The organism is Kribbella sp. ALI-6-A (assembly GCF_001984195.1).
GTDB lineage: Bacteria > Actinomycetota > Actinomycetes > Propionibacteriales > Kribbellaceae > Kribbella.
In genome coordinates this window covers 1,232,938-1,255,692 of the sequence record NZ_MTQN01000011.1, presented here as the reverse complement: position 1 = coordinate 1,255,692, position 22,755 = coordinate 1,232,938, and the positions used below count along the sequence as shown (strand labels likewise).

At 70.7% G+C, this 22,755-nt stretch carries 17 protein-coding genes and 1 other RNA gene; 10 read left to right on the top strand and 8 right to left on the bottom strand.

Going from position 1 to position 22,755, the window contains the following annotated elements:
• Positions 1 to 7: 7 nt before the first annotated feature.
• From BWI15_RS26390 to BWI15_RS26380, 3 genes are all read right to left on the bottom strand, one after another.
• Positions 8 to 667 carry a DUF7158 domain-containing protein gene (locus BWI15_RS26390; RefSeq protein ID WP_237771471.1) on the bottom strand — a complete coding sequence of 220 codons (660 nt, stop codon included), beginning with the start codon at positions 665 to 667 and terminating at the stop codon, positions 8 to 10.
• Positions 664 to 4,923, bottom strand: a complete 4,260-nt coding sequence (locus BWI15_RS26385) for an NEW3 domain-containing protein (protein ID WP_077017298.1) — start codon at positions 4,921 to 4,923, stop codon at positions 664 to 666. Before BWI15_RS26385 ends, BWI15_RS26390 begins: the two co-directional genes overlap by 4 nt.
• Positions 4,924 to 5,153: 230 nt before the next feature.
• Positions 5,154 to 6,737, bottom strand: a complete 1,584-nt coding sequence (locus BWI15_RS26380; RefSeq protein ID WP_077017109.1) for an alkaline phosphatase D family protein — start codon at positions 6,735 to 6,737, stop codon at positions 5,154 to 5,156.
• A 151-nt stretch (positions 6,738 to 6,888) separates the two neighbouring features.
• On the opposite strand from BWI15_RS26380, the gene nagZ reads away from it, so the two are divergent.
• The gene (gene nagZ, locus BWI15_RS26375; RefSeq protein WP_077017108.1) at positions 6,889 to 8,346 is read left to right on the top strand and encodes a beta-N-acetylhexosaminidase; all 1,458 of its coding nucleotides are present in this window, start codon (positions 6,889 to 6,891) and stop codon (positions 8,344 to 8,346) included.
• Between the two features lie 41 nt (positions 8,347 to 8,387).
• Entirely contained in the window at positions 8,388 to 9,662 is a 1,275-nt protein-coding gene (locus tag BWI15_RS26370) for an alpha-L-fucosidase (RefSeq protein WP_077017107.1), read from the top strand.
• A gap of 1 nt (position 9,663) precedes the next feature.
• Here the strand turns inward: BWI15_RS26370 and BWI15_RS26365 are convergent, their stop codons facing one another.
• Positions 9,664 to 10,866: an ROK family protein gene (locus BWI15_RS26365; RefSeq protein WP_077017106.1), complete on the bottom strand. Its 1,203-nt coding sequence runs from the start codon at positions 10,864 to 10,866 to the stop codon at positions 9,664 to 9,666.
• Between the two features lie 111 nt (positions 10,867 to 10,977).
• Here BWI15_RS26365 and BWI15_RS26360 point away from each other — a divergent pair, with 111 nt between their 5' ends.
• The 5 genes from BWI15_RS26360 to BWI15_RS26340 all read left to right on the top strand — a co-directional run bounded on the left by BWI15_RS26360 (position 10,978) and on the right by BWI15_RS26340 (position 17,365).
• Positions 10,978 to 12,603 (top strand): glycoside hydrolase family 13 protein, encoded by a 1,626-nt coding sequence (locus tag BWI15_RS26360; protein ID WP_077017105.1) that lies wholly within the window; start codon positions 10,978 to 10,980, stop codon positions 12,601 to 12,603.
• Positions 12,604 to 12,699: 96 nt separating this feature from the next.
• The gene (locus BWI15_RS26355) at positions 12,700 to 13,833 is read left to right on the top strand and encodes a Nif3-like dinuclear metal center hexameric protein (RefSeq protein WP_077017104.1); all 1,134 of its coding nucleotides are present in this window, start codon (positions 12,700 to 12,702) and stop codon (positions 13,831 to 13,833) included.
• Positions 13,834 to 13,907: 74 nt separating this feature from the next.
• Entirely contained in the window at positions 13,908 to 14,621 is a 714-nt protein-coding gene (locus BWI15_RS26350) for a zinc ribbon domain-containing protein (RefSeq protein WP_202817727.1), read from the top strand.
• Positions 14,618 to 15,823 (top strand): bifunctional RNase H/acid phosphatase, encoded by a 1,206-nt coding sequence (locus BWI15_RS26345; RefSeq protein ID WP_077017102.1) that lies wholly within the window; start codon positions 14,618 to 14,620, stop codon positions 15,821 to 15,823. The genes BWI15_RS26350 and BWI15_RS26345 overlap by 4 nt, the downstream gene beginning before the upstream one ends.
• A 105-nt stretch (positions 15,824 to 15,928) precedes the next feature.
• Complete coding sequence (locus BWI15_RS26340; RefSeq protein ID WP_077017101.1) at positions 15,929 to 17,365, top strand: RNB domain-containing ribonuclease; 1,437 nt, start codon at positions 15,929 to 15,931, stop codon at positions 17,363 to 17,365.
• 9 nt (positions 17,366 to 17,374) lie between these two features.
• Here the strand turns inward: BWI15_RS26340 and BWI15_RS26335 are convergent, their stop codons facing one another.
• Entirely contained in the window at positions 17,375 to 17,935 is a 561-nt protein-coding gene (locus tag BWI15_RS26335) for a TetR/AcrR family transcriptional regulator (protein WP_077017100.1), read from the bottom strand.
• A 52-nt stretch (positions 17,936 to 17,987) separates the two neighbouring features.
• Here BWI15_RS26335 and BWI15_RS26330 point away from each other — a divergent pair, with 52 nt between their 5' ends.
• Positions 17,988 to 18,485, top strand: coding sequence for a GNAT family N-acetyltransferase (locus BWI15_RS26330; RefSeq protein WP_143465822.1), 498 nt, complete (start codon positions 17,988 to 17,990; stop codon positions 18,483 to 18,485).
• A gap of 127 nt (positions 18,486 to 18,612) precedes the next feature.
• Here the strand turns inward: BWI15_RS26330 and BWI15_RS26325 are convergent, their stop codons facing one another.
• Positions 18,613 to 19,278 (bottom strand): VOC family protein, encoded by a 666-nt coding sequence (locus BWI15_RS26325; RefSeq protein ID WP_077017099.1) that lies wholly within the window; start codon positions 19,276 to 19,278, stop codon positions 18,613 to 18,615.
• 14 nt (positions 19,279 to 19,292) lie between these two features.
• Positions 19,293 to 20,027 (bottom strand): AraC family transcriptional regulator, encoded by a 735-nt coding sequence (locus BWI15_RS26320; RefSeq protein WP_077017098.1) that lies wholly within the window; start codon positions 20,025 to 20,027, stop codon positions 19,293 to 19,295.
• Between the two features lie 55 nt (positions 20,028 to 20,082).
• Here BWI15_RS26320 and BWI15_RS26315 point away from each other — a divergent pair, with 55 nt between their 5' ends.
• Together BWI15_RS26315 and BWI15_RS26310 are read left to right on the top strand one after the other, a co-directional pair.
• A complete protein-coding gene (locus BWI15_RS26315; RefSeq protein WP_077017097.1) occupies positions 20,083 to 21,252 on the top strand; it encodes an MFS transporter in 1,170 nt (389 codons plus the stop codon).
• Positions 21,253 to 21,350: 98 nt separating this feature from the next.
• The gene (locus tag BWI15_RS26310) at positions 21,351 to 22,304 is read left to right on the top strand and encodes a cyclase family protein (protein WP_077017096.1); all 954 of its coding nucleotides are present in this window, start codon (positions 21,351 to 21,353) and stop codon (positions 22,302 to 22,304) included.
• A 49-nt stretch (positions 22,305 to 22,353) separates the two neighbouring features.
• Here BWI15_RS26310 and rnpB read toward each other — a convergent pair.
• Positions 22,354 to 22,753, bottom strand: an RNA gene (gene rnpB, locus BWI15_RS26305) — RNase P RNA component class A.
• Between the last annotated feature and the right edge of the window lie 2 nt (positions 22,754 to 22,755).

Below are 22,755 nucleotides of genomic sequence, written 5' to 3'. Positions count from 1 at the left end.
CCCCCCGTCAGTGCCGGTGCAGGTTGTCAGGTTGGTTGCTGTCGCCGGGGTGCTCCAGGCCGTGGACCAGCTGGACCCGTTCGTGCATGGCCCGGTTCAGCCAGCGGGCGAACGCCTCCAGCCGGGCACTGTCGAGCAGCTCGGCGTGCCAGCGGTCCACCGGTACGTCGGGGTCGGCCGGCGCCGGCACACCGAGGACGTCAGCGGCGTACTCCAGCTGCTCACGCGGGATCGCCACGCCGGCGCTCACCAGCGCGGCAACCCGGCGTACCGGCTCCGATCCGGCGAGAGCGGCGGCCGTGATCGACCCGACGGCGATGGCGGCCGACACGTCCAAGGGGCGAGCAGCAGGCTCCGGTATGACGTCGGTACGACGGCTCAGCTCGTCGTGGCACAGCTGCTCGGTGATGATCACCTGGGCCACCCACCGGGTGAGCTGCCGGGCTTCGCGGCTGCCGGGCTTCGGCAGCACGCAGGCGGCGTCGCCGGAGCGCAGGGCGGCCAGGCGCTCGTCCAGCAGCGTGCGGGGGATCGGCCGGCCGTTCAGGTAGGCCATCACGTCGTCGGGCGCGATCGGCGCACCGGAATGCCCGTGACCGTGACCGTGATCGTGCGCAGCTGAATGCCCGGGCCCGCTGATGGCGGGCCTGGCGAGAGCGGCCGTCACAGGATCTCCAGTCGCACGGTCGGCGCGTACTGGGCTCGCCCGAACCACATCACCTTCGGCAGCACCCAGGCATGCGCCGGGGTCGCGTCCGCAGGAGCCACCACCGGTACACCGACGGTCACCGACGTCTTCGCCGGTACGACGACCGCGCGGACCGGTTCCGGCAGCCACGACCAGGTCCCGTACGGCGACGCCAGCTGCAGCTCGGCGCGGATCTCGGCCGAGGTGTCGTTCGCGAAGACCAGCTCCAGCGTCGCCGTCGAACCAGGGTCGAGCCGCAGATCCTGCGTGGCCGGCGTGACGGTCAATCCGGTCGGGCGCCCCGGCTCGCCTTCGGCCGCTCCGGCGTTGGGGCTCGGCGGTTCGGCCGGCGCCATGGCGAAGCCCAGCGTCGCGGTCAGCTCAGGGCTCTCCCCGACGAAGACGGTGACGACGTCCTCGACCGACCGCACTCCCGCTCCACCGGCCAGGTGATCCGTAGCGGTGTCGACCCGGGCAGCGACGAAGTACTGGCCTGGCTCGCAGTCCGCGGGTGGGTGAACGTAGGCGAGATGACGGACATAGCCGCCCGGCTCGAGCCGCAGCGTGCGGTCCGGCTGGTCGGTCGTCCAGCCCTCCGGCAGGTCGAGAGACAGCACGCCGACCGCGACCGCGTCGGCGTACTGGTTGGCGACCACCATCGAGACCTCGAACTTCGAGCCGGCGGTCCGCGCGACGGTGGGGGAGACCGACAGGCTGACCGGAAGGAAGCCCATCTGCGCAGGACCCCGGTTGTGCAGCCAGTACCGCGAGTACGACGGTTGCGCGATCTCCGCGGCCTGTCCGAGCACGCTGGAGCCTGCCGCGGCTTCGTGCTCGAGGTCGAGGACGTAGGTGTCGACCGCGGAACCGGTCAGGTCGACCGTGAGGGTGCCGTCGGCAACGTCGAGCGCGGCGCCGCGGTGCTCCAGCAGATCGGCCTGGGTCGCCGCAGTGATCGGCAGGGCAGAAGTGACGGTCGCCGTCGCGCCGAGACCGGTCGCCTCGACGAGGCGGAGCGTGACACCTTCGCGCGGGTCGGCGGGACGACCGGAACCGTGTGCGATCGGATTGCCGGCCGGCTTGACGGTGGAGATCAGGACGTCGCGCTCAGGGGTGACCCTGAGCAGCGAATGACTCGCGGGCAACGGTCCGGTGTGGCCGGTGGTAGTTGCTGCCAGCAACGGCGAGGAGAACTCCTGACCGCGCGCCGGCAACTGGAGCGCACGCCAGTCGCCGTCACCGGCGGTCAGCGCGTAGCGGAACTCATGGGTCCAGTGCTGGAGCTGGAACGACGATCCGTCCGGCGCCGAACGCCGGGGCGGGTCGATCCAGATTCCGGCCGGCCAGCCGGTGCAGGACCGCATGAGCGAGGCATGCAGCGCGCCGGTCGCGTCCACGGCGAAACCGGGCAGGCCGTAAGTCAGCAGCGCGACGGTCGCGTCGGTGAAGTCCTCGATCACCCCGTCGCCCGCCACGGTCGCGGTGATCCGGGCCTGGCCGAGTTCCGCGATGGCGGCCGCGACGGCGTCCTGGGTGGGCAGCACGAGCGCGGGGATCGCCCGCACGTCCCGCACGTCCGCGTTCGGCTGCCAGACGTCGGCCAATGCCGTCCGGGGCGGCACGTAGAAGGCCGTAACTTCGTTGCCTGGAGCATCGAGCAGCGCCGCCGCCGAGCCGACGAGGATGCGCAGATCGGGAAGGTTGGAGTCGACCTGCAGACTGCCGTAGCGGGAGCCGCTCGCGCGGGAGGTGGTGGCGGTGACCCCGACGCGGGCCAGCGCCACGACGAGGTCGCGGACCTCGGCCGGGTCGGACTCGTCCGGGACGACGATCTCCGCGACGGCCATCGGCCGGGTGCCGACCGATCCGCCGTCGGTGTCCACCAGTTCGATCCGCGCGGTCGAGCTGAGCCCGAACCAGGTGTTCGCCGGGTTGTCCAGCGTCCACGGAGCCTGCTCGCTGTCCACGTCGATCAGGCCGAAGCCGCGCCCGACCACCGCACCGGCGACCTCGCTGACCGGCAGCGCCCCCGGAACGTCGGCCGGGAACTTCACCCGGACCAGCCGGTCGGACTGCGCGTGGTCGAGGATCCGGGTGCAGAACTCGATCCGGTCCAGTCCCGCGTACGCCGTGACGACGGACTCGTAGGCGATCCGGTCGACCTCGCCGCGGCTGATCACCCGGCTGCCGAGCGGTCCGGTCTGGGTGATCACCTTCGCCGGCGCCTCCGACGAGCCGACCACCGGGCCGGACGGCGTGAGGTGCCAGGGGCCTTCGCCGAAGCGCGGGTGGTCCGGGTACTCCTGGTAGACCCGCAGTTCGTTGCCGAGACCCTTGAGCACCTGCCGTCCGGTGCGCTTGTCGACGATGCCGCTGACCGCGCCGCCCCGGGAGGCGTCGACGGTGATCCGGAAGTACTCGTTCTCCACCGTCTCGGCGGAGTTGGCCGGGCCCCAGGCACCCGGCGTACCGTCGGTGAGCTGGTAGGTGCGCCAGCCGAGCGAGGGGACGTCCCGGGCGAGGAAGGTCAGTTTGTTGCCCTCGACAACCGAGGGCAGGACCTCGCCGTCCGGGCCGAGCACAGCGACTCCGCCCGGTCCGGGCAGCTCCACCGTGACCAGATCGGTGCGCGTGAAACCGAGCGTGTTGGTGACGACGACCGCCGTGCTGCCGAACGCGCTGGTGTCGATCCGGGCCGCGAACGCCTCGAGCGCGGCGGTCCGGGCCGTGTCGGCCAGGTCGTGCGCCTCGCGCCAGCCGGTGACCAGGTCGATGTAGACCTGGTCCGACTCCGATCCGGTGATCGCGTCGTGGTGCGCGCCGTACGCGAGCTGCCGCCAGGCCTTGTCCAGCGAGGCTTCCGCGAACCGGCCGAGACCGAGCAGGTCGGCGTACGTGCCGAGCTTCTCCGCGTCGACGGCGGCGACCTCGGCGGCCCGCTGGGCCTGCTTGGTGTCGATGTAGGAGACGTCCTTGCCGGTGTAGATCGGGTTCATGTCGCGCGACTGCGGCGACGGCCGGCGGCCCTCGGCGTCCAGCTCGGCGCGGACCCGGTCCATGAAGTGCTTCGTGGTCCCGCAGACGAACTTCGGCCACACGTAGCGCTCGGCCCAGTCGTGGTGCAGCGCGGTGATCCAGTTGTTCGGCGGGGTGTAGTCGCCGCCGACCGGAAGCAGCGTGTTCTTCGTCGCGGCCACCGTCTTCAGCGTCGCGAACAGCTGGTACGCCGTGTCGCCCGCGGCCTCGACGCTCGGCGCGTGCTGCAGGTCCCAGCCCGGGCCGTAGTGGTCGGGCATGTAGTGGGTGAGCACGCCGTCGCCGCTGGGACTGATCCACTCGAACTCGCTGGGGAACTGCATCACCGCCGCCGTGGTGGCCTTCGGGTCGCCCCAGGCCAGGCGCAGCGGTCCCCACTGGTGGAACGGCCCGCGGGCCCAGGCCGATCCGGTCAGCCCGGCCTTGGCCAGGTAGCCGGGGAACTGCGGGTCGTGCCCGAAGACGTCCAGCTGCCAGGCGTTGCGCGGATCGCCGCCGAGGATGTCGCGCTGGTAGCCGACGCCGTACACGATGTTGCGGATGGTCGTCTCGGCGCCGGTCAGGTTCGTGTTCGGCTCGTTGTAGGTGCCGCCGATGATTTCGACCCGGCCCTCCGCGATCAGCCGGCGCAGGACGGCGCGGTTCTCGGGGAAGGTGTCGAAGTAGGGCTTCAGGTAGTCGAGCTCGGCCAGCACGAAGCAGTACGCCGGGTCGCGCAGCGCGAGCTTGAGGTGAGCGTCGACCAGGCTGAACGCGTTGTGCGTGTAGACCGGCCGGGTCGTGCCGTCGGGGCCTTGCAGGTCCCAGCTGGTCGTGTAGGCCGCCTGCGTGTTCCACCAGACCGGGTCGTAGTGGAAGTGCGACACCATCACCATCGTCCAGCCCGGCTCGGCGACCACGACCGCACCGGCGTCACGAGCGACTTCCGCCCCGCCGGCCGTGATCGTCACGGTCGCGGCCAGCTCGGTCCCGTAGGCCGTCCGCAGGTCGGCCGCGATCTCCAGCGGGATCTCGATCCGGGTTGGTCCCTCGCCCGGTGGCAGGTCCGCCGTACCGCGCACGCCGTCGCCTTCGACGTGGACGGCGAGTGCGCCGTCGGCGCTGGAACGGACCAGCTCCACGCGCAGGATCTGGCGCGGGTCGTCCTCGCTGCCGACGAACAGCTCGGGCGAACTGACGCGGGTGATCTGCACTGTCACGGTGATCGGGCTCCGGTCGGTGGCGGTCAGGTCGAGAGACAACGTTATCCGGAACCGGTCGATACAGCGAGGGGTTGCCGCTGCTAATCAGGCATGACCGCGCTACACAGTGCACAGAAACAGGCTGTGGAGGCACGGACGGTCATTGACAACGATGGCCTTTGAAAGGACAAAAAGCAGCTCCCCGCCGCACCTTGTGGGTGCGACGGGGAGCGGGGACGGCCGGTCGGTCAGGCGGGGTTGAGGCCCGGGTGACCGGCTTCGACGGTGAACGAGGCCCGGGTCGAGACCGGGGCTCCGGGGGTGCTGACGTACGGGATCACCTTGAAGTCCGCACGCAGCGAGTCGCGGGTGAGGTGGGTGCTGACGTAGCCGCGCTGGTTGTTCAGCAGCTTGATGTGCGGGTTCTCGTCGAGCTGGACCTGCCCGCCGGACGGGAAGTCCTGGCCGTCGCCGCCGGAGGTGATCGACGTGGTGACCAGCTCGACGCCGACCGGGCGCGAGTCGGGGTCGCGGAAGTCGGCGAGCAGGTTGTTGGCGTAGTGCTTGTGGACGTCGCCGGTGAGCACGACCGGGTTGGTGACGTTGCGCTGCTGGAAGCCGTCGAGGATGCGCTGCCGCGAGGCGGCGTACCCGTCCCAGGCGTCCATGCTGTAGCTGACGGCCGGGCCGGAGGTGAAGTCGCGAGCGCCGAAGAACACCTGCTGCCCGAGCACGTCCCAGGTCGCCGACGAGCGGCCGAGGCCGTCCAGCAGCCACTTCTCCTGCTCCGGACCGGTGATCGAGCGCGCCGGGTCGAGCGCCGCCGGGCAGTCCGACGTCGTGTCGTTGCAGGCCTGGTCGCTGCGGTACTGCCGGGTGTCGAGCATGTGGAACGACGCCAGCCGTCCCCACTGGATCCGCCGGTAGATCTGCATGTCGATCCCGCTCGGGATCGAGCTGCGCCGCAGCGGCATCATCTCGTAGTACGCCCGGTACGCCGCCGCGCGCCGCTCCAGGAACCCGGCCTGCCCGGCCGGCGACGGGATCTCGTCGGCGTAGTTGTTCTCCAGCTCGTGGTCGTCCCAGACCACGACCCACGGCGCGACGGCGTGCGCGGCCTGCAGGTCCGGGTCGGTCCGGTACTGCGCGTGCCGGACCCGGTAGTCGGCCAGCGTCCAGATCTCCTTGGCCGGCGAGTGCGTGCGCGGTCCGGTGCCGCCGGCCCCTTCGTAGATGTAGTCGCCCAGGTGCAGCACCAGCGAGGGGTGCTCCTCCGCCATCCGCCGGTACGCCGTGAAGTAGCCGCCCGCGTAGTTCGAGCAGGACACGAAGGCCATGTGCAGCGGGCTTCCGTACGTGCCCGGCAGGGGAGTCGTCAGCGTCCGGCCGATCTCCGACAGGTGCCGCTCGCAACGGAACCGGTAGTAGTACTCACGCCCGGGCAGCAAGCCGCGGACCTCGACGTGAACGGCGTGCGCCGACTCCGGTCCGGCGGACACGACACCGGCCCGGACGACGCGGCGCATGCCGGGGTCGAGCGCGACCTGCCACTGCACCTGGTACCGGCGGCTCGGCATGCCGCCCATGCCGTCGGCGGCGAGCGGGTCGAGCGCGAGCCGGGTCCACAGCACGACGCTCTGGTAGTCCGGGTCGCCGGAGGCGATGCCGAGGGTGAACGGATTCGCGAGCGGCTGCGACGGTCCGGCGGCGGTCGCGTCGGTCAGCGGCGACCCGGCGGCGGGCAGCGTGCCGGTCGCGGCGACCGCGGTGGCGCCGGCAACGGTTGTTGCGGCCACCAGCAACGTGCGACGAGTGATCGGTGTGACGGGCATGGCGGAGCTCCGTAACGGATCGGGAAATGGATTCCCGCCAACCCTGCTGGGGCCGGTGGAACCCGAGGTGACGCCCAGACGTGGGTTCGGTGAACTGCGACGACGCCGGGTCCACTGGCGTCGTACCGGGCGGACAGGAGAGGGTGGCGCAATGAGTGATCAACTGGAACGCGATGCTGCCGGCGCTTTGATCGTCGGCTTCACCGGTACCACCGCCCCCGACGACCTGCGCCGCGCGGTCGCGAACGGACTGGGCGCGGTGATCCTGTTCACCCGCAACGTCGTCGACGCCGACCAGGTGTCCGCGCTGACCACCGCCCTGCGCGCCGAGCGGCCGGACCTGCTGATCGCGATCGACCACGAGGGCGGCGAGTTCAGCCACCTCGCCCCCGCCAACCCCTGGCCGCTGTCCTCGCCGCGCGCGCTCGGCGAGCTGGACGACACCGACCTGACCCGCGCGGCCGCCCGCGACGCCGCCGCGATGCTGGCCGGGCTCGGCATCGACGTGATGCTCGCGCCGTCGGTCGACGTGAACAGCAACCCGGCCAACCCGATCATCTCGACCCGCTCGTTCGGCACCAGCGCCGGCGTGGTGTCCCGGCACGGCGTCGCCTTCGTCCAGGGCGTGCGGGACGCGGGCATCGCGGCCTGTCCGAAGCACTTCCCCGGACACGGCGACGTGGCCGTCGACTCGCACCTCGCGCTGCCGCGGGTGGACCGGTCGATCGAGCAGGTCGGCGCCGTCGAGCTCGCGCCGTTCAAGGCGACCATCGAGGCCGGCGCCGATCTGGTGATGAGCGCCCACATCGTCTTCTCGGCGTACGACGATCAGCCCGCCACGCTGTCGCGGCGGATCCTGCAGGGCCTGCTGCGCGACGAGCTCGGGTTCACCGGCGTGATCACCACCGACGCGCTGGAGATGCAGGCGATCACCGCGACCCGGTCGATCGAGCAGGCCGCGGTCGAGTCGATCCGGGCCGGTGCCGACCTGGCGATGATCGCGATCGGCGAGGCCGACCCACGGGCGCTGACCGCCGAGATCGTCGATGCAATCAGCAACGGAACGCTCGACGCGTCGCGCGTCGCGCAGGCCGCCGGCCGGGTTCGGGATCTCGCCGCCGACCTCGCGAGCCGCACCCGGCTGCCCGGACTCGACGGTGCTCCGACTCGCGAGGTCGCGGCCCGGACGGTGACCGGCCAGGAGTTCCCGGCGCTCGGCGGTGCGCCGTACGTGGTGGACCTGACGCAGGGGTTGCACCCGGCCTGGAACCCGTACTTCAGCGGGCTGCCGGAGGTGTTCGCCCGGATCGCGCCCGGCTCGGCCGGGATCGTGCTGCGGGCGGCGGACGCCGAGGCACTCGGCGAGGCGCAGGCGGCGGCGATCGGCCGGCCGCTCGTGGTCGCCGTCCAGGACGCGGTCCGTACGCCGTGGATGCGGGCGGCCCTGCAACTGCTGATCGAGAGCCACGAGGGCGACGTGTTCGTGCTCTGCACCGGGATCCCGGAGGACCGGGCGCTGGTCCCGGCGAGCGTGCCGACGGCCGTCACCTACGGGCGCAACCTGGTCGTGCTCGAGGCGGTCACGCAGGTCCTGACCCGGCAGCCCTAGGATCCTATATCCTATCGCTGCCCCGACCCGAGGAGTGCGCGATGGCGATCCAGCCCTGGTTCGAGCAGGCCAAGCTCGGCATCTTCCTGCACTACGGCATCTACGCCGTGAACGGGATCGCCGAGTCCTGGTCGTTCTTCAACGGCGAGATCAGCCACGAGGACTACCTCGAGCAGCTCGACGGGTTCACCGCGGCCAAGTTCGACGCCGACGCCTGGGCCGAGCTGTTCGAGGCGGCGGGCGCCCGGTACGCCGTACTGACCTCGAAGCACCACGACGGGGTCGCGCTCTACGACACGGCGGCCAACGACCTGTCCACGGTCAAGGCCACTCCGGCCCGGCGGGACATCGTCAGCGAGTACGTCGAGGCGCTGCGGCGGCACGGGCTGAAGGTCGGGCTGTACTTCAGCCACCTCGACTGGACGCACCCGGACTACGCGTCGGTGCGGCCGGCCGGGATGCCGGCCGACGAGCGGGGCAATCCGTTCGCCGTACCGGCGGCCGGTGCGGAGGACCCGGAGCGGTGGGAGCGGTTCCTCGCCTTCCACCGCACGCAGCTGACCGAGATCATCGACCGGTTCGCGCCGGACCTGCTGTGGTTCGACGGGGACTGGGAGCGGGATCCGGAGCAGTGGCGGATGGACGAGGTGCGTGACCTGATCGCGGCGAAGCTGCCGAAGACGGTGGTCAACGGGCGGATGCGTGGGGGATTCGGCGACTACGCGACGCCGGAGCAGGGCGTGCCGATCGTGCCGCCGGCCGGGCCGTGGGAGCTGTGCGTCACGATCAACGACTCCTGGGGCTTCCAGCACGACGACCACCACTACAAGTCGGTGCGGCAGCTGATCCGGTTGTTCGCGGAGACGATCGGTGGCGGCGGCAACTTGCTGCTCGACGTCGGGCCGCGCGAGGACGGCAGCATTCCCGAGGAGCAGGTCGAGCGGCTGCGGGAGCTGGGGGACTGGATCCGCCGGCACGAGCGGGCCGTCTTCGGCACGACGCGCGGTCTGCCGAACGGCGCCTTCTACGGCGCGTCGACGGTGTCTGCCGACCGGCGCAGGGTCTACCTGTTCGGCTTCGACCGGCCGAACGAGTACTTCGTGGTTCGCGGCGTCCGCAACAAGGTGCTCAAGGCAACGATCGTCGGCTCCGGCGTCGAGCTGCGGATCGACCGCCAGGGCGGCGGAATCGAAGGCGCAGCCGGCTGGACCTACCTGTACGTCGACTCCGACACGGCACTGGATCGCGACTGCACGGTTGTCGAGCTCGAGCTGGACGGCGAGCTGGACCTGGCCGAGCACCACACCCGCGACTGAGTCAGAAGCGCCGGGCGGTCAGCGTCAGGTCGAGGGCGTTCTGCTCGACGTAGTTGAGGGCGTGCCGGACCGCGCCGACCGACACGATCGTGTCGCCGAGCGATGACACCGCGACTCGCGGCGGCGTACTGGTGAAGGTGGTCAGCAAGTCCTCGATCTTCGGCAGCAACGCCGTCGCCGCCTCCGCGACCGCGCCGCCGATCACCACCAGTTCGGGATTGAACAAGATTCCCAGCGTCGCGATCACGCGCGCCGTGCGCTGACCCACGATCTCCAGGACGTCGGCCGCCGCGCGGTCGCCCTGGGCCGCGGCGGCGAACACCAGCTCCGCCGTCACCGGTTCGGAACCGGCGAGCTCGCGCAGGACGGTCTCGACCGACGGATCCGCGATCGCCGCGGCTGCGCGCTCGCGCGCCATCCGGGCGATTCCGTGCGTGTCGCCGACGCCTTCGACCAGCTTCAGGTAGACCATCTCGCCGGCGCCACCACGGCTGCCGTGCAGCAACCGCCCCGAGTCCATCAACCCGGACCCGAAGCGCTCACCCGCGAGCAGGACGATCAGGTCGTCGACGCCCTGACCTTGGCCTCGCCAGTGCTCGCCGAGCACCGCCAGGTTGGCGTCGTTCTCCAGCAGGGCGGGCCAGCCGTGCGCCTTCGACAGCCGCGCGGTCAGGCCGGCGTCGAACCGCCGCCAGAACTCGTCGTCGGCCAGGATGTTGCCGCCGCGGTCGACCGGCGCCGCCACTCCGACGCCCGCCGCGATCACCTGGTCGTCGGTCACGTCGGCTGCCTTCATCGCGTCGGCCACCGCTTCCTCGACCAGTTCGGTCCGGTCGGCGGGCTCCTTCACGGCCGCGAACGATCGGCCGGCCTTGGCCACCGTCTCGCCGCGCAGGTTGGCGACCACGACGGTGGTCTTGCCCGCGCCGACATCGATCCCGAGCACATAGCCGGCGTCGCTGTTGAACTCGAACCGCCGCGACGGGCGGCCGACGGTGGTGTCGTCGCGGACCGGGTCCAGCTCGACCACCCAGCCCATGCCGATCAGGTCGTTGCAGACCGCGTGCACGGTGGCCCGGGTCAGGCCGGTCGCCTCGATCAGACCGGTGCCGGTCATCACCCCCTGGGAGGAGAGCACGCCGAGCAACTTGCTGGCGTTCACCCGGCGCAGCAGCGGCGGCGTCGCCACCGACGTCTTCGGCATATCCCTCTTGACCTCCTTGCCCGACCGCCCGCACAATACTACAGATTCTAAATTTAAACTCTATATTAATCAATCCGGCGAGTATCCGAGTGAGCACAGAGTGAGGCTCTTGTGACTAGTACTTCAACCGATGCCGACTGGTGGCGGCAGGCGGTCGTCTACCAGGTCTACCCGCGCAGCTTCGCGGACTCCGACGGCGACGGCATCGGTGACCTGCAGGGCATCATCAGCCGCGTCCCGTACCTGAGCTCGCTGGGCATCGACGCGGTCTGGCTGAGCCCGTTCTACCCGTCCGCGCTGGCCGACGGCGGGTACGACGTGGACGACTACCGCGACGTCGACCCCCGGCTCGGCACGCTCGCCGACTTCGACGAACTGGTCGGCACGCTGCACGAGGCCGGCATCAAGCTGATCGTCGACATCGTGCCGAACCACAGCTCCGACCGGCACGAATGGTTCCGCGAGGCGCTGGCCGCGCCGAAGAACTCGCCCGCCCGCGACCGGTACATCTTCCGCGACGGCGTCGGCGACCAGCCGCCGTCGGACTGGGACTCGGTCTTCGGCGGTTCGGCCTGGGCCCAGATCCACGACGGCCAGTGGTACCTGCACCTGTTCGCCGCCGAGCAGCCCGACCTGAACTGGGACAACGAGGAAGTCCGCGAGGACTTCCTGAAGACGCTGCGGTTCTGGTCCGACCGGGGTGTGGACGGCTTCCGCGTCGACGTCGCGCACGCGCTGAAGAAGGACCTGACCGAGCCGCTGCCGTCGAAGAGCACGCTGCCGCGGCAGTCGGAGTCCAACGGCGTGCATCCGCTGTGGGACCGCGACGACGTGCACGACATCTACGTCGAGTGGCGCCAGGTGCTGAACGAGTACGACCCGCCTCGCTCGGCGGTCGCCGAGGCGTTCGTTCCGGCCGCTCGCCGGGCGCGCTACGCCAGTGCCGCGGGTCTCGGCCAGGCGTTCAACTTCGACCTGCTGCAGGCCGACTGGGACCACGACAGGTTCCGCCAGGTGATCACCGAAAATCTCGCGCTGGCCGAGCAGAACGGTTCGTCCTCGACCTGGGTCTTCTCCAACCACGACGTCGTCCGGCACGCGACGCGCTACGGGCTGCCGAAGGACCCTGAGGGCGCCTGGCAGGACGGCAAGGCGTGGCTGCTGAGCAACGGCACCGAGCCGACCGTCGACGTCGCGCAGGGTCTGCGCCGGGCGCGGGCCGCCGTGCTGCTGATGCTCGCGCTGCCCGGTTCGGCGTACCTGTATCAAGGGGAGGAGCTCGGGTTGCAGGAGGTCGGCGAGCTGCCCGCGGCGAACCTGCAGGACCCGGCGTACTTCCGTTCGAAGGGTGCCGAGAAGGGCCGCGACGGGTGCCGGGTCCCGCTGCCGTGGACGATTGACGGCCTGTCGTTCGGCTTCGGCTCCGGCGGGTCGCACCTGCTGCAGCCGAAGTGGTTCGGCGCGTACTCGGTGGAGGCGCAGGAGGGCGATCCCGACTCGACTCTCAGCCTGTACCGCAAGGCGCTCGCCGTACGCCGGGGGCTGCAGACCAGTGAGGGGCTGGAGTGGGTGAACGGCAGCGAAGAGGTCCTGCACTTCCGGCGGCCCGGCGGCTGGCAGTCGGTCACCAACTTCGGCGCCGCGCCGATCGAGCTGCCCGACGGCGCCGTGGTGCTGTCCAGCGGCCCGATGGAAGGCGACAAGCTGCCGACCGACACCACCGCCTGGCTGATCTGACGCGGCCACCAAGATCATCAACCCCACCCGGTTCGGGTCTCCGGGTGGGGTTGGTGCGTTGAGTGCGGCACGGCCGGTCTGCGGCAGGATGTCCTCGTGACAACGAGTCTTGCTGACGTGAAAGCTGTTCTCGACCGGCTCTACGACCCTGCCTGGGCAGAGAGTTGGGACGCCGTCGGACTGGTGACGGGAGATCCCGAGCAGCCGGTCGGCAAGGTGCTGTTCGCGGTCGACCCGATGCGCGCGGTGGTCGACGAGGCGATCGACGGCGGGTTCGACCTGATCGTCTCGCACCACCCGTTGCTGCTGCGGGGCGTGAACAGCGTGGCCGCGACGACGCCGAAGGGCCGGGTCGTGCACGACCTGATCCGCAGCGGCACCGCGCTGATCGTCTGCCACACCAACGCGGACAACGCGAACCCCGGCGTCAGCGACGCGCTCGCGGCCGTGCTCGGGCTGCGGGAGACCCGGCCGTTGAAGGCGATGCCGGCCGATCCGATGGACAAGATCGTCGTCTACGTGCCGGTCGACGAGACCCAGGCGATGATCGACGCGCTCGCCGCGGCCGGCGCGGGCCGGATCGGCGACTACGACCGGGCCGCGTGGTCGGCCACCGGCGAAGGCACGTTCCGTCCGCTGGCCGGGGCCAACCCGACGATCGGGCAGGTCGGCGCGATCGAGGTGGTCACCGAGTCCCGGGTCGAGATGATCCTGCCGCGGCATCGCCGGCGCGCGGTGGTCGAGGCGATGCGGGCCGCGCACTCCTACGAGGAGCCGGCGTACGACGTACTGGAGCTCGCGTCGTTGCCCGGTCAGCTCGGGGGCGGCCGGATCGGGACGTTGCCCGGGGCGCTGTCCCTGCGCGACTTCGCCGCGGTCGTGGACCGAGGTCTGCCACGGACCGAGCACGGCGTCCGGGTGTCGGGGGATCCGGAGCGGCCGATCGAGACGGTCGCGGTGTGCGGGGGAGCGGGTGACTCCGAGCTGGACCGGGTCCGGGCGGCGGGCGTCGACGCGTACGTCACCGCCGACCTGCGGCATCACCCGGCGACCGAGGCCCGTGCGTACGCCGACGGCCCGGCGCTGATCGACGTCGCGCACTGGGCCAGCGAGTGGCCGTGGCTGGCCGACGCCGAACGCCTCCTGATCGCGGGCTTGGCAGAGCGGGGCAGTACCGTGGACACTCACATCTCGACGCTCCGCACCGACGCCTGGGACCTTCGTCTCTAGTCCGCGGTAGCTGACAACTGAACGCGCGATCTAAGGAGCCGACCCTGAACGCCGAGCCCGCTGTCCAACGCCGGTTGCTGGAGCTGCAGGATCTCGATCTGCAGCTGGATGTGGTCGCGCACAAGCGCAAGTCGCTCCCGGAGCACCAGGCGCTCGCCGAGCTGGGCGCCGAGAAGGCCGTGGTCGACCGTGAGCTGGTCGCCGCCGACACCGAGGTGTCGGACCTGCGCCGCGAGCAGAAGAAGGCCGACAGCGACGTCGAGCAGGTCCGGCAGCGCAAGGCGCGCAACCAGCAGCGGCTGGACTCCGGCCAGGTCACCTCGCCGAAGGACCTGGAAAACCTGCAGCACGAGATCGGTTCGCTGGACCGCCGGATCTCCGACCTGGAGGACGCCGAGCTCGAGGTGATGGAGCGGCTGGAGGCGGCCGAGGCGACCCAGGCCGACCTGCAGGGCCGCGCGGCCGCGTTCGCCGGCCGGCAGGCCGAGCTGGAGAGCGCGCGTGACGCCTCGCTCAAGGAGCTCGACGAGCAGCGCGCGACGCTGGGCGACCAGCGGGCGACCCTGGCCGCCGATCTGCCCGACGACCTGATCACGCAGTACCAGCGGCTGCGCGAGCGCAACGGCGGCATCGGCGCGGCGCCGCTGGTCGGCAAGCGCTGCATGGGCTGCCGGATGGAACTCGCGCCGTCGGACCTGAACAAGATCAAGGCGACCGCGCCGGACGTCGTACTGCGCTGTGAGGAGTGCGGACGGATCCTGGTCCGGACGCCGGAGAGCGCGGTATGACCTACACGCACGTCATCGTCGAGGCCGACGGTGGTTCCCGGGGCAACCCGGGCCCCGCGGCGTACGGCGCGCTGGTGCGGGACCCGGTCACCGGTCAGGTGATCGCGCAGGCCGGGGTGACGATCGGGGTCGCGACCAACAACGTCGCGGAGTACAGCGGGCTGATCGCCGGGCTGGAGCTGGCCGCGGAGTACGCGCCGAACGCGTCGATCGAGGTCCGGATGGACTCCAAGCTGGTGGTCGAGCAGATGGCCGGGCGCTGGAAGGTCAAGCACCCGGACATGAAGCCGCTGGCGATGAAGGCGCAGTCGCTGGCGCCGTTCGGGACCGAGTGGACCTGGGTTCCGCGGGCCCAGAACGCGGCCGCGGACGCGCTGGCGAACATGGCGCTGGACGGCAAGCCGGTGCCGCTGAAGCCGGCCGAGAGCTCGGCCGCGCCGGTGGTCACGGAGGCCTCCGAGCTCGGCAAGGCGCTGGCGGGCTGGGGCGGTGCGTCGACCGAGCCGCCGACCCGGCTGATCTTCCTGCGGCACGGCGAGACCGCGCACACGGTCGAGAAGCGGTTCTCCGGATCGGGCGGGGACGACCCGGGGCTGAGCGAGATCGGGCGGCGGCAGGCCGAGGTGGCGGCGCAGTACATCGCCGGGCTCGTCGGGGAATCGCAGCCGGCCTCCACCTCGGCCGACGCGGCCGGCAACCTGCCGGTCGCCGGGACGGCGGAGCTCGGCCCGGTCGACGCGATCATTTCCTCCCCCATGCTGCGGACGCGACAGACGGCGGCCGCTGTCGCCGAGCGGCTCGGGCTCGAGGTCGAGGTGCGCGACGCGTGGGTCGAGTGTTCGTTCGGCGACTGGGACGGACACACCTTCGCCGAGGTCCAGGCCAAGTGGCCGGACCAGCTGAACGCCTGGCTCGGTTCGACCACGGTCGCGCCGCCCGGGGGCGAGTCGTTCGACGCGTGTGCCCGGCGGGCTCGATCGGCGCGCGACGCCGTCCTGGCGTCGTACCCGGGCAAGACGGTGGTCGTGGTGACCCACGTGACGCCGATCAAGCTGATGGTCCGCGGCGTGCTGCAGGCGCCGATGGCCTCGCTGTTCCGGATGGAGCTGAAGCCGGCCACGGTGACCGAGATCCACTGGTACGCCGACGGCCTGGCGTCGCTGCGCAGCTTCAACGTGCAGCCCGTCCCGACGGCCGGCTGAGCCCGTCCGGCGTGCGGCCTGCGTTCGCCGAGCGGGGCCGGGCACTAGTCTGAGTCTCCCCGGCCGCATCGTGGCGGCCGGGTCGAGCCAGGACGGAGTGGTCGAGTGCCGTTGCAGAAGGTGCATTTCGCCGAAGACGTGCCCGAGGTGCTCCGGGCTTCACTGCAGACGATCCGGCGCGAGCTGGAGATCCCGGCCGAGTTCCCGCCCGAGGTCACCGCGGCCGCGCTGGCGGCAGTGAAGAACCCGCGGCTGCCGGAGCTGGACCGGACCGACATCGAGTTCGTCACGATCGATCCGCCGGACTCGATGGACCTCGACCAGGCCCTGCACATCGAACGCGCCGGCAACGGCTACACCGTGCACTACGCGATCGCGGACGTCGCGGCGTTCGTGCAGCCCGGTGACCCGATCGACCTCGAGGCACGCCGGCGCGGCGAGACGTTGTACGCGCCGGACAAGCGCACGCCGTTGCACCCGCCGGAGCTGTCCGAGGGCGCCGCGTCGCTGCTGCCGGACGCCGTACGGCCTGCGCTGCTGTGGACGATCACCGTCGACGCTTCCGGCGAAGGCACCGAGGTGGTGTGCGAACGCGCGTTGGTGAAGTCGCGCGCCAAGCTCAACTACGCCGGCGTGCAGAAGGACCTGGACGCCGGTACGGCACCGGAGTCGTTGCAACTGCTCCGCGAGGTCGGCAAGCTCCGCGAACAGCGCGAGCTCGAACGCGGCGGCGTCAACCTGCCGATCCCCGACCAGGAGGTCGTCACCGCCGGCGGCGAGTGGACGCTGGAGTTCCGCGCCCCGCTGCCGGTCGAGGGCTGGAACGCGCAGATCTCGCTGCTGACCGGGATGGCCGCCGCGCATCTGATGATGTACGGCGAGATCGGCATCCTGCGCACGCTGCCGGAGTCGCACGACGACCTGCGCCGCAAGCTGGAGAACACGGCGAAGGCGCTCGGCATCACCTGGCCGGTCGGTACGTCGTACGCGGAATTCATCCACGGGCTCGACCCGAAACAGCCGACGCATGCGGCGATGCTGGCGGCCTGCACGGTGCTGTTCCGTGGCGCCGGGTACACGGCGTTCTCGGGTGGTGTGCCGGAGCGGCCTGAGCACGCCGCGATGAAGTCCGAGTACGCGCACGTCACGGCGCCGTTGCGCCGGCTGGTGGATCGCTGGACGGGGGAGATCTGCGTGGCGCTGTGCGCGGACCGGCCCGTGCCGGACTGGGTCCGCGAGTCGATGGACGAGATCCCGAAGATCATGGAGGAAAGCGCCCGCAAGGCCAACGCCTACGAGCGGGCCATCGTCTCGATGGTCGAGGCCGGGCTGGTCGCCGAGCAGGTCGGCGCCGTGTTCGACGGGGTTGTGGTCGACGTCGACGACCGCGACCCGACACGGGGTGTCGTCACGCTCTCCACGCTGGCGATCGAGGGCAAGGTCCACAGCTCCAGCGCGCTGCCGCTGGGGCAGTTGGTCCGGGTGAAACTCGTCGAGGCGGATATCGCCAAGCGGACCGTCGCTTTCGAGCTGACGGAGTAGTCGCCGGTTTCAGCGGGACAGGTATGACTCGACCGCCTTGGTGGTGCGGTCGAGATCGCCGGTGGCGAGCAGATCCAGCAGCGCGCCCCGGAGCAACGCCAGCAGCGCGGTCCGCCGGGCGCGCGCATGCTTGCTCTCGGCATCGGGTTGCGATGCCTTGAGCAACTCGAGCCAGTCCTCGACGGTCGAGCGGGCATAGTCGCCCCACGGCCCGTCGGGGGAGACCAGCGACCGCCCGTAGGCCTCGACCCAGAGGTTCATCAACGGGCGGCGCTCGGGCGCGGACAGCCAGCGCCAGAGTTCCATCCCGACCACCTCCAGGCCGGGCTGTTCGTCGTACCGGAGTTGCTGGAGCAGGGACAGCTCGTCGGAGCGCGCCCGGGCGAGCAATGCGCGGATCAGACCGTCCTTGCTGCCGAACAGGAACAGCAGCACCCGTGGGCTCGATCCGATCGCGGCTGCGAGCGGGCGCAGCGAGAGTTCGGCGAGGCCGTGGGTGAGCGAGTACTCGTAGGCGCGCTCCAGCAGTTCCTGCTCACGCGCGGAAGGGGCTGGCTTCGTCGTCGGCACCCGACTAGTATCTCCTACTGAAACAGTCGTGTCAGTAGATCGGGTGGTGCAGATGTCCGACGTAGTGATCCGTCCCGCCGACCGGCCGGGTGATCTCGGCTGGGTCGTGCAGATCCACGGCGAGCTGTACGCCGCCGAGTACGACTGGGGCCGGCCCTTCGAAGCCCTGGTCGCCCGCATCGTCGCCGACTACGCCGAGGCCCAGGTCGCCGGCGTGACCGGCGAGGCCGCCTGGATCGCCGAAGTCGACGGCCGCCGCGTGGGCTGCGTCTTCTGCGTCCGCGGCCCGGACGAATCCACCGCCAAACTCCGCCTGCTCCTGCTCACCCCCGAAGCCCGAGGCCACGGTCTCGGCGGCCGACTGGTCGACACGTGCCTCGAGTTCGCGCGCGGGTTCGGGTACGAACGCGTGGTTTTGTGGACCAACGACCCCTTGGTCGCCGCCCGCCAGATCTACCTCGCCCGCGGCTTCACCCTGACGAGCGAAGAGCCGCACAACCTGTTCGGCAGCAACCTGATCAGCCAGTACTACGAACTCAAGCTCACCTGACGGCCGAGGTTCGAAAAGCCCAAGTTCACAAGGAAAGACCAAGAACATGAAGGTTGGGAAGTGCCCACGAGCGAGGCCGGCCGTCTGACCGCCGTTCTGGGTGGCGTTGGGCAGCGAGCCGAGAGGTTCAGGAAACCGGCAGGAACGTCAGGCGGTTGCCGTCGGGGTCGTGGGTGTCGGGGTGCTGGGTGGTGGTCTCGAGGGTGAGGTGGTTGATGAGGGTGCGGGCCGGTGGCCAGGAGTGGTGGGGTTTGAGGGCGTCGAGGCCTAGGCGGAGTGTGGTCGGGGCGTGCTCGGAGTCGGGGTGCATGCCGAGGTGGGTGGTGTAGAAGGTGATCGCGGCGTCGAGGTCCGGGGCGGGGAGTGCGATGTGGGCCAGGCGGCGTACCGAGCCTGTGGTGATGGGTGGGATGCGGAAGTCCTCGGTGCGTTGGAGGAGTTCCACCCGGACGCCGTTGGGGTCGGCGAGGAAGGAGAGGCGGCCCTGGCCGCTGGATGCGACGCGGGGTGGGGTGAGTTCGGCGTAGCCGGCGGTGAGGAGGCGGGTGTGGTCGGCGTCCAGGTCGTCGGTCAGGAAGCCGATGTGGTTGAAGCCGTACGTCGTGTCGTCGGCGGGCTGCTCGGGGTGCAGGAGTTCGACGAGGCCGGTGCCCAGCTGGATGTGGACTCGGTGGACGCGGGGGCCGGGCATGAAGAGGCGGTCGACGACCTGCGCTCCCAAGGCTGTGTAGAAGGCTAGGGTCGCGTCGAGGTCGCGGACCTGGCCGCCGACGTGGTTCAGCTCGTAGATCATCCGACCATCATGGGTTACGAACGGCGCCGGCCCGGGGTGTGGCCGAAGGTCTGGCGGAAGGTGTCGATGAAGGCGCTCGGGGTGGACCAGCCGCAGCGGATGGCGACGGTGGTGACCGGGTGTCCTTCGGCCAGCAGGATGAGGGCGTGGTGCAGCCGGAGCTGGGTGCGCCACTGGGGGAACGTCATGGCGAACTCGGTGCGGAACAGGCGGGAGAGGGTGCGTTCGCCGGCGCCGGCCTTGAGGCCGAGCGTGGCGAGGGTGCTGTTGTCGGCCGGGTTCGCGGTGAGGACGGCGCAGGCCGCGGCCAGGCGGGGATCCCGCGCCAGCGGAAGGCGCAAGGGCTGCTGCGCGGTTCGCTGCAGCTGATCCAGCAGTACGCCGCGGAGCCGGGCCCGTTCGTCCGGCGTCGACACCGCATCGTTGGTGTGGGCAATGATCAGCTCGCGCAGAAGGGGGCCGACGGCAAGGACCGCGGGAGTGGTCAGGCCGAGCGGGTTCTCGGTCAGGCCGATCAGGTGCAGGTCGGTCCGGCCGTACGCGCGGTGCTGGTGTACGGCGCCGGCCGGGATCCAGATCGCGCGGTTCGCCGGCGCGATCCAGTGGCCCTGATCGGTGGCGACGGCGAGCACCCCGCGGGCGGCGTACGCGATCTGGTGGTCGTCGTGCCGGTGCGCGTCGATGCCGGCGCCGGCGTCGAGGCGGCGCAGGACGGTGGGCGCGATCGGCTGGTGGCGGCTTGTCGACATGTTCTGTCAGATTATCGGAAGCCGGACAGCGCTGCGGTGGCCGAGGGTGGGAGCCATGAAGAGGCTTCCGACGGTGCTGCTCTCGACCGGGCACGGCAGTGTCGACCTGTACCAGGGGATCGTGCCGGTGCTTGTCCCGTTCCTGGTCGCCGAACGCGGCTACGACTACGTCGCCGTGTCCGGCTTCGTGCTGGCAGCGACCCTGTTGTCCTCGGTGGTCCAGCCGATCTTCGGGCTGCTGACCGACAAGTGGTCCATGCCCTGGCTGCTCCCGATCAGCATGCTCGGCACCGGAGCCGGTACGGCGCTGATCGGCCTGGTCGACTCCTACCCGCTCACCCTGCTCGTGATCGCCCTCACCGGCGTCGGCGTCGCGGCGTACCACCCCCAAGCGGCCCGTACGGCGCGAGCCGTCACCGGCGGCGGACACGTCGGGATGAGCTGGTTCTCCCTCGGCGGGATCGTCGGCTTTGCGCTCGCACCGGTGCTCGTGGCGCCGCTGCTGTCGGTCGGCGGTCTGCGCGCGACTCCGCTCCTGGTAATCCCCGCCGTGATCGGCGCTCTCATCACCATCCCGCTGCTCCGATCAGGCGGCGCAGCCCGAGCAACCGCTGTACGCCGTACCGGATCCGACGATTGGCGATCATTCACCCGGCTGACCGCGATCGTCGTCCTGCGTTCGATCGTGTACGTCGGACTGACGACCTTCGTCGGCCTGTTCATCGGGCAGCGGCTCGACCTGTCCGCCACCGGGAGCTCGGCTGTCCTGGTCGTTCTCTTCGGCGGCGGCGTCGTCGGCACGCTGCTCGGCGGCCGGCTGGCCAACAGGTGGGGGCGACTCCCGGTAATGCGCGTCGCGTACGCCGCGGCCGCGCTCGGTCTGGCCGGGCTGACCTTCGTCCCCGGTCCGGCGATGCTCGCCTTCGTCGTACTGACCGCGATCGCGTTGTCGGTCCCGTTCTCGCTGCACATCACGCTCGGCCAGGACTACCTGCCCAATCGCGTCGGTACGGCGAGCGGCGTGACGCTCGGGCTCGCGGTCAGCGCCGGCGGTCTCGTCGCACCGGCACTTGGTGCCCTGGGCAAGGAAACGTCCCTGCAGGTCGTTCTCGCCACCTTGATCCTGCTCCCGGCGGTCGCCTGCCTGCTGGCCGGCCGGCTTGCCGATCCACCCGGCGCGCAGCCCAGCACGCGGGAGCGGCGTACCTTCACCTCCAGTGGTTGAGGTCCAGGCAGTCGTCTCAAAAGACTGCTGACCCGCTGATCTGGTCTCATGCCAGACGAAGTGCCTCGAACCGCGTGACCGGAGGAGTTGAAGCCACGATGACGGCAGGCCGATCGCTACCGACACAGGACGAGGTCCTCGGCTACTTCGACACGCTGTCGAACTGGGGACGCTGGGGCGACGACGACCAGCTCGGCACGCTGAACCACATCACCGACGACGTCCGGCTCGCGGCGGCCCGGGCCGTGCGCCACGGCAGAAGTGTGTCGTGCGCGTGGGAGGTCGCCGTACCGGCGGAAATGGAGCGGTCGACGACGACGTGCCCGTGCGCCGCCGACATGCCGGGTGCCGAGCACATGCCGCAGCTGTTCCGCAACGACCGGCGCTGGGGCTTCTCGAACGAGCGGCTCGGCATCATGTTCCACGGCAACACGATCACCCACGTCGACTCGCCGTGCCATCTCTTCTGGGACGGCAAGATGTACAACGGCCGGTCCCACTCGCTCGTCGACGCCGAAGCGGGATCGGCGTGGGCGGCCGTCACGGCGGCGGCGAACGGGATCGTCACACGGGGCGTCCTGCTGGACGTCGCGAAGGTCCGCGACGTGCCGTGGCTGGAACCGGGCCAGGGCGTGTTTCCCGACGATCTCGAGGAGGCCGAGCGTCGACAGGGCGTGCGGGTGCAACCCGGCGATGCGGTCCTCCTGCGGACCGGCTACGGCCGCTTCCGGCACGAGGCCGGTGACGCCGGCGGTATCACGCAGGCCGGCTGGCACGCGTCCTGCCTGCCGTGGCTGCACGAACGCGGTGTCGCGCTGATCGGCGCGGACACCCCGCAGGACGTTCAGCCGTCGGGGTACGACGACGTGCTGATGCCGGTCCACGCTGTGAGCCTGGTCGCGATGGGTCTGTGGCTGCTCGACAACTGCGACCTGGAAGCGTGCGCGACGACGGCTGCCGAGCTCGGCCAGTGGGACTTCCAGCTCGCCGTCGCGCCGGTCCGCTTCGCCGGTACGTCGGGCAGCCCGGTCAACCCGATCGCGACGTTCTGACCGACGCAGCATCACCCAACCGCCGACGGCCGACCGCCGACGGAGAAAGGGAACGGGCCGGTCTGTAAGCCGGATTCTGTAGTCGGCGATCATCCATCTACGGCTGCCGTTGCCGGCAGTCTCCAGCGGCCTACCCGCGAGCTCGGGCGGGCAGCCCTCGAACGCTCGCGCGAACGCCGGTTGCCCGGCGTCCTTCTTGGCCTTGCTCCACGTGGGGTTTACCTAGCCTCCGCAGTCACCTGCCGAGCTGGTGGTCTCTTACACCACCGTTTCACCCTCACCCGCACCTGAACGAACCACGGGGTCCGTTCAGGCCGCTGGCGGTCTGTTCTCTGTGGCACTGTCCCGCGGGTTTCCCCGGGTGGGCGTTACCCACCACGCTGCCCTGTGGAGTCCGGACTTTCCTCGGCGCGCACCGGAGTGCGCGACGCGATCGCCCGACCGACCCGTT

What these genes read in the sequence shown, in the direction of transcription:
- BWI15_RS26380 (WP_077017109.1), bottom strand. Translation starts at nt 6,737, where the DNA reads ATGCCCGTCACACCGATCACTCGTCGCACGTTGCTGGTGGCCGCAACA.
- nagZ (WP_077017108.1), top strand. Translation starts at nt 6,889, where the DNA reads ATGAGTGATCAACTGGAACGCGATGCTGCCGGCGCTTTGATCGTCGGC.
- BWI15_RS26370 (WP_077017107.1), top strand. Translation starts at nt 8,388, where the DNA reads ATGGCGATCCAGCCCTGGTTCGAGCAGGCCAAGCTCGGCATCTTCCTG.
- BWI15_RS26365 (WP_077017106.1), bottom strand. Translation starts at nt 10,866, where the DNA reads ATGCCGAAGACGTCGGTGGCGACGCCGCCGCTGCTGCGCCGGGTGAAC.
- BWI15_RS26345 (WP_077017102.1), top strand. Translation starts at nt 14,618, where the DNA reads ATGACCTACACGCACGTCATCGTCGAGGCCGACGGTGGTTCCCGGGGC.
- BWI15_RS26330 (WP_143465822.1), top strand. Translation starts at nt 17,988, where the DNA reads ATGTCCGACGTAGTGATCCGTCCCGCCGACCGGCCGGGTGATCTCGGC.
- BWI15_RS26325 (WP_077017099.1), bottom strand. Translation starts at nt 19,278, where the DNA reads ATGATCTACGAGCTGAACCACGTCGGCGGCCAGGTCCGCGACCTCGAC.
- BWI15_RS26320 (WP_077017098.1), bottom strand. Translation starts at nt 20,027, where the DNA reads ATGTCGACAAGCCGCCACCAGCCGATCGCGCCCACCGTCCTGCGCCGC.
- BWI15_RS26315 (WP_077017097.1), top strand. Translation starts at nt 20,083, where the DNA reads ATGAAGAGGCTTCCGACGGTGCTGCTCTCGACCGGGCACGGCAGTGTC.
- BWI15_RS26310 (WP_077017096.1), top strand. Translation starts at nt 21,351, where the DNA reads ATGACGGCAGGCCGATCGCTACCGACACAGGACGAGGTCCTCGGCTAC.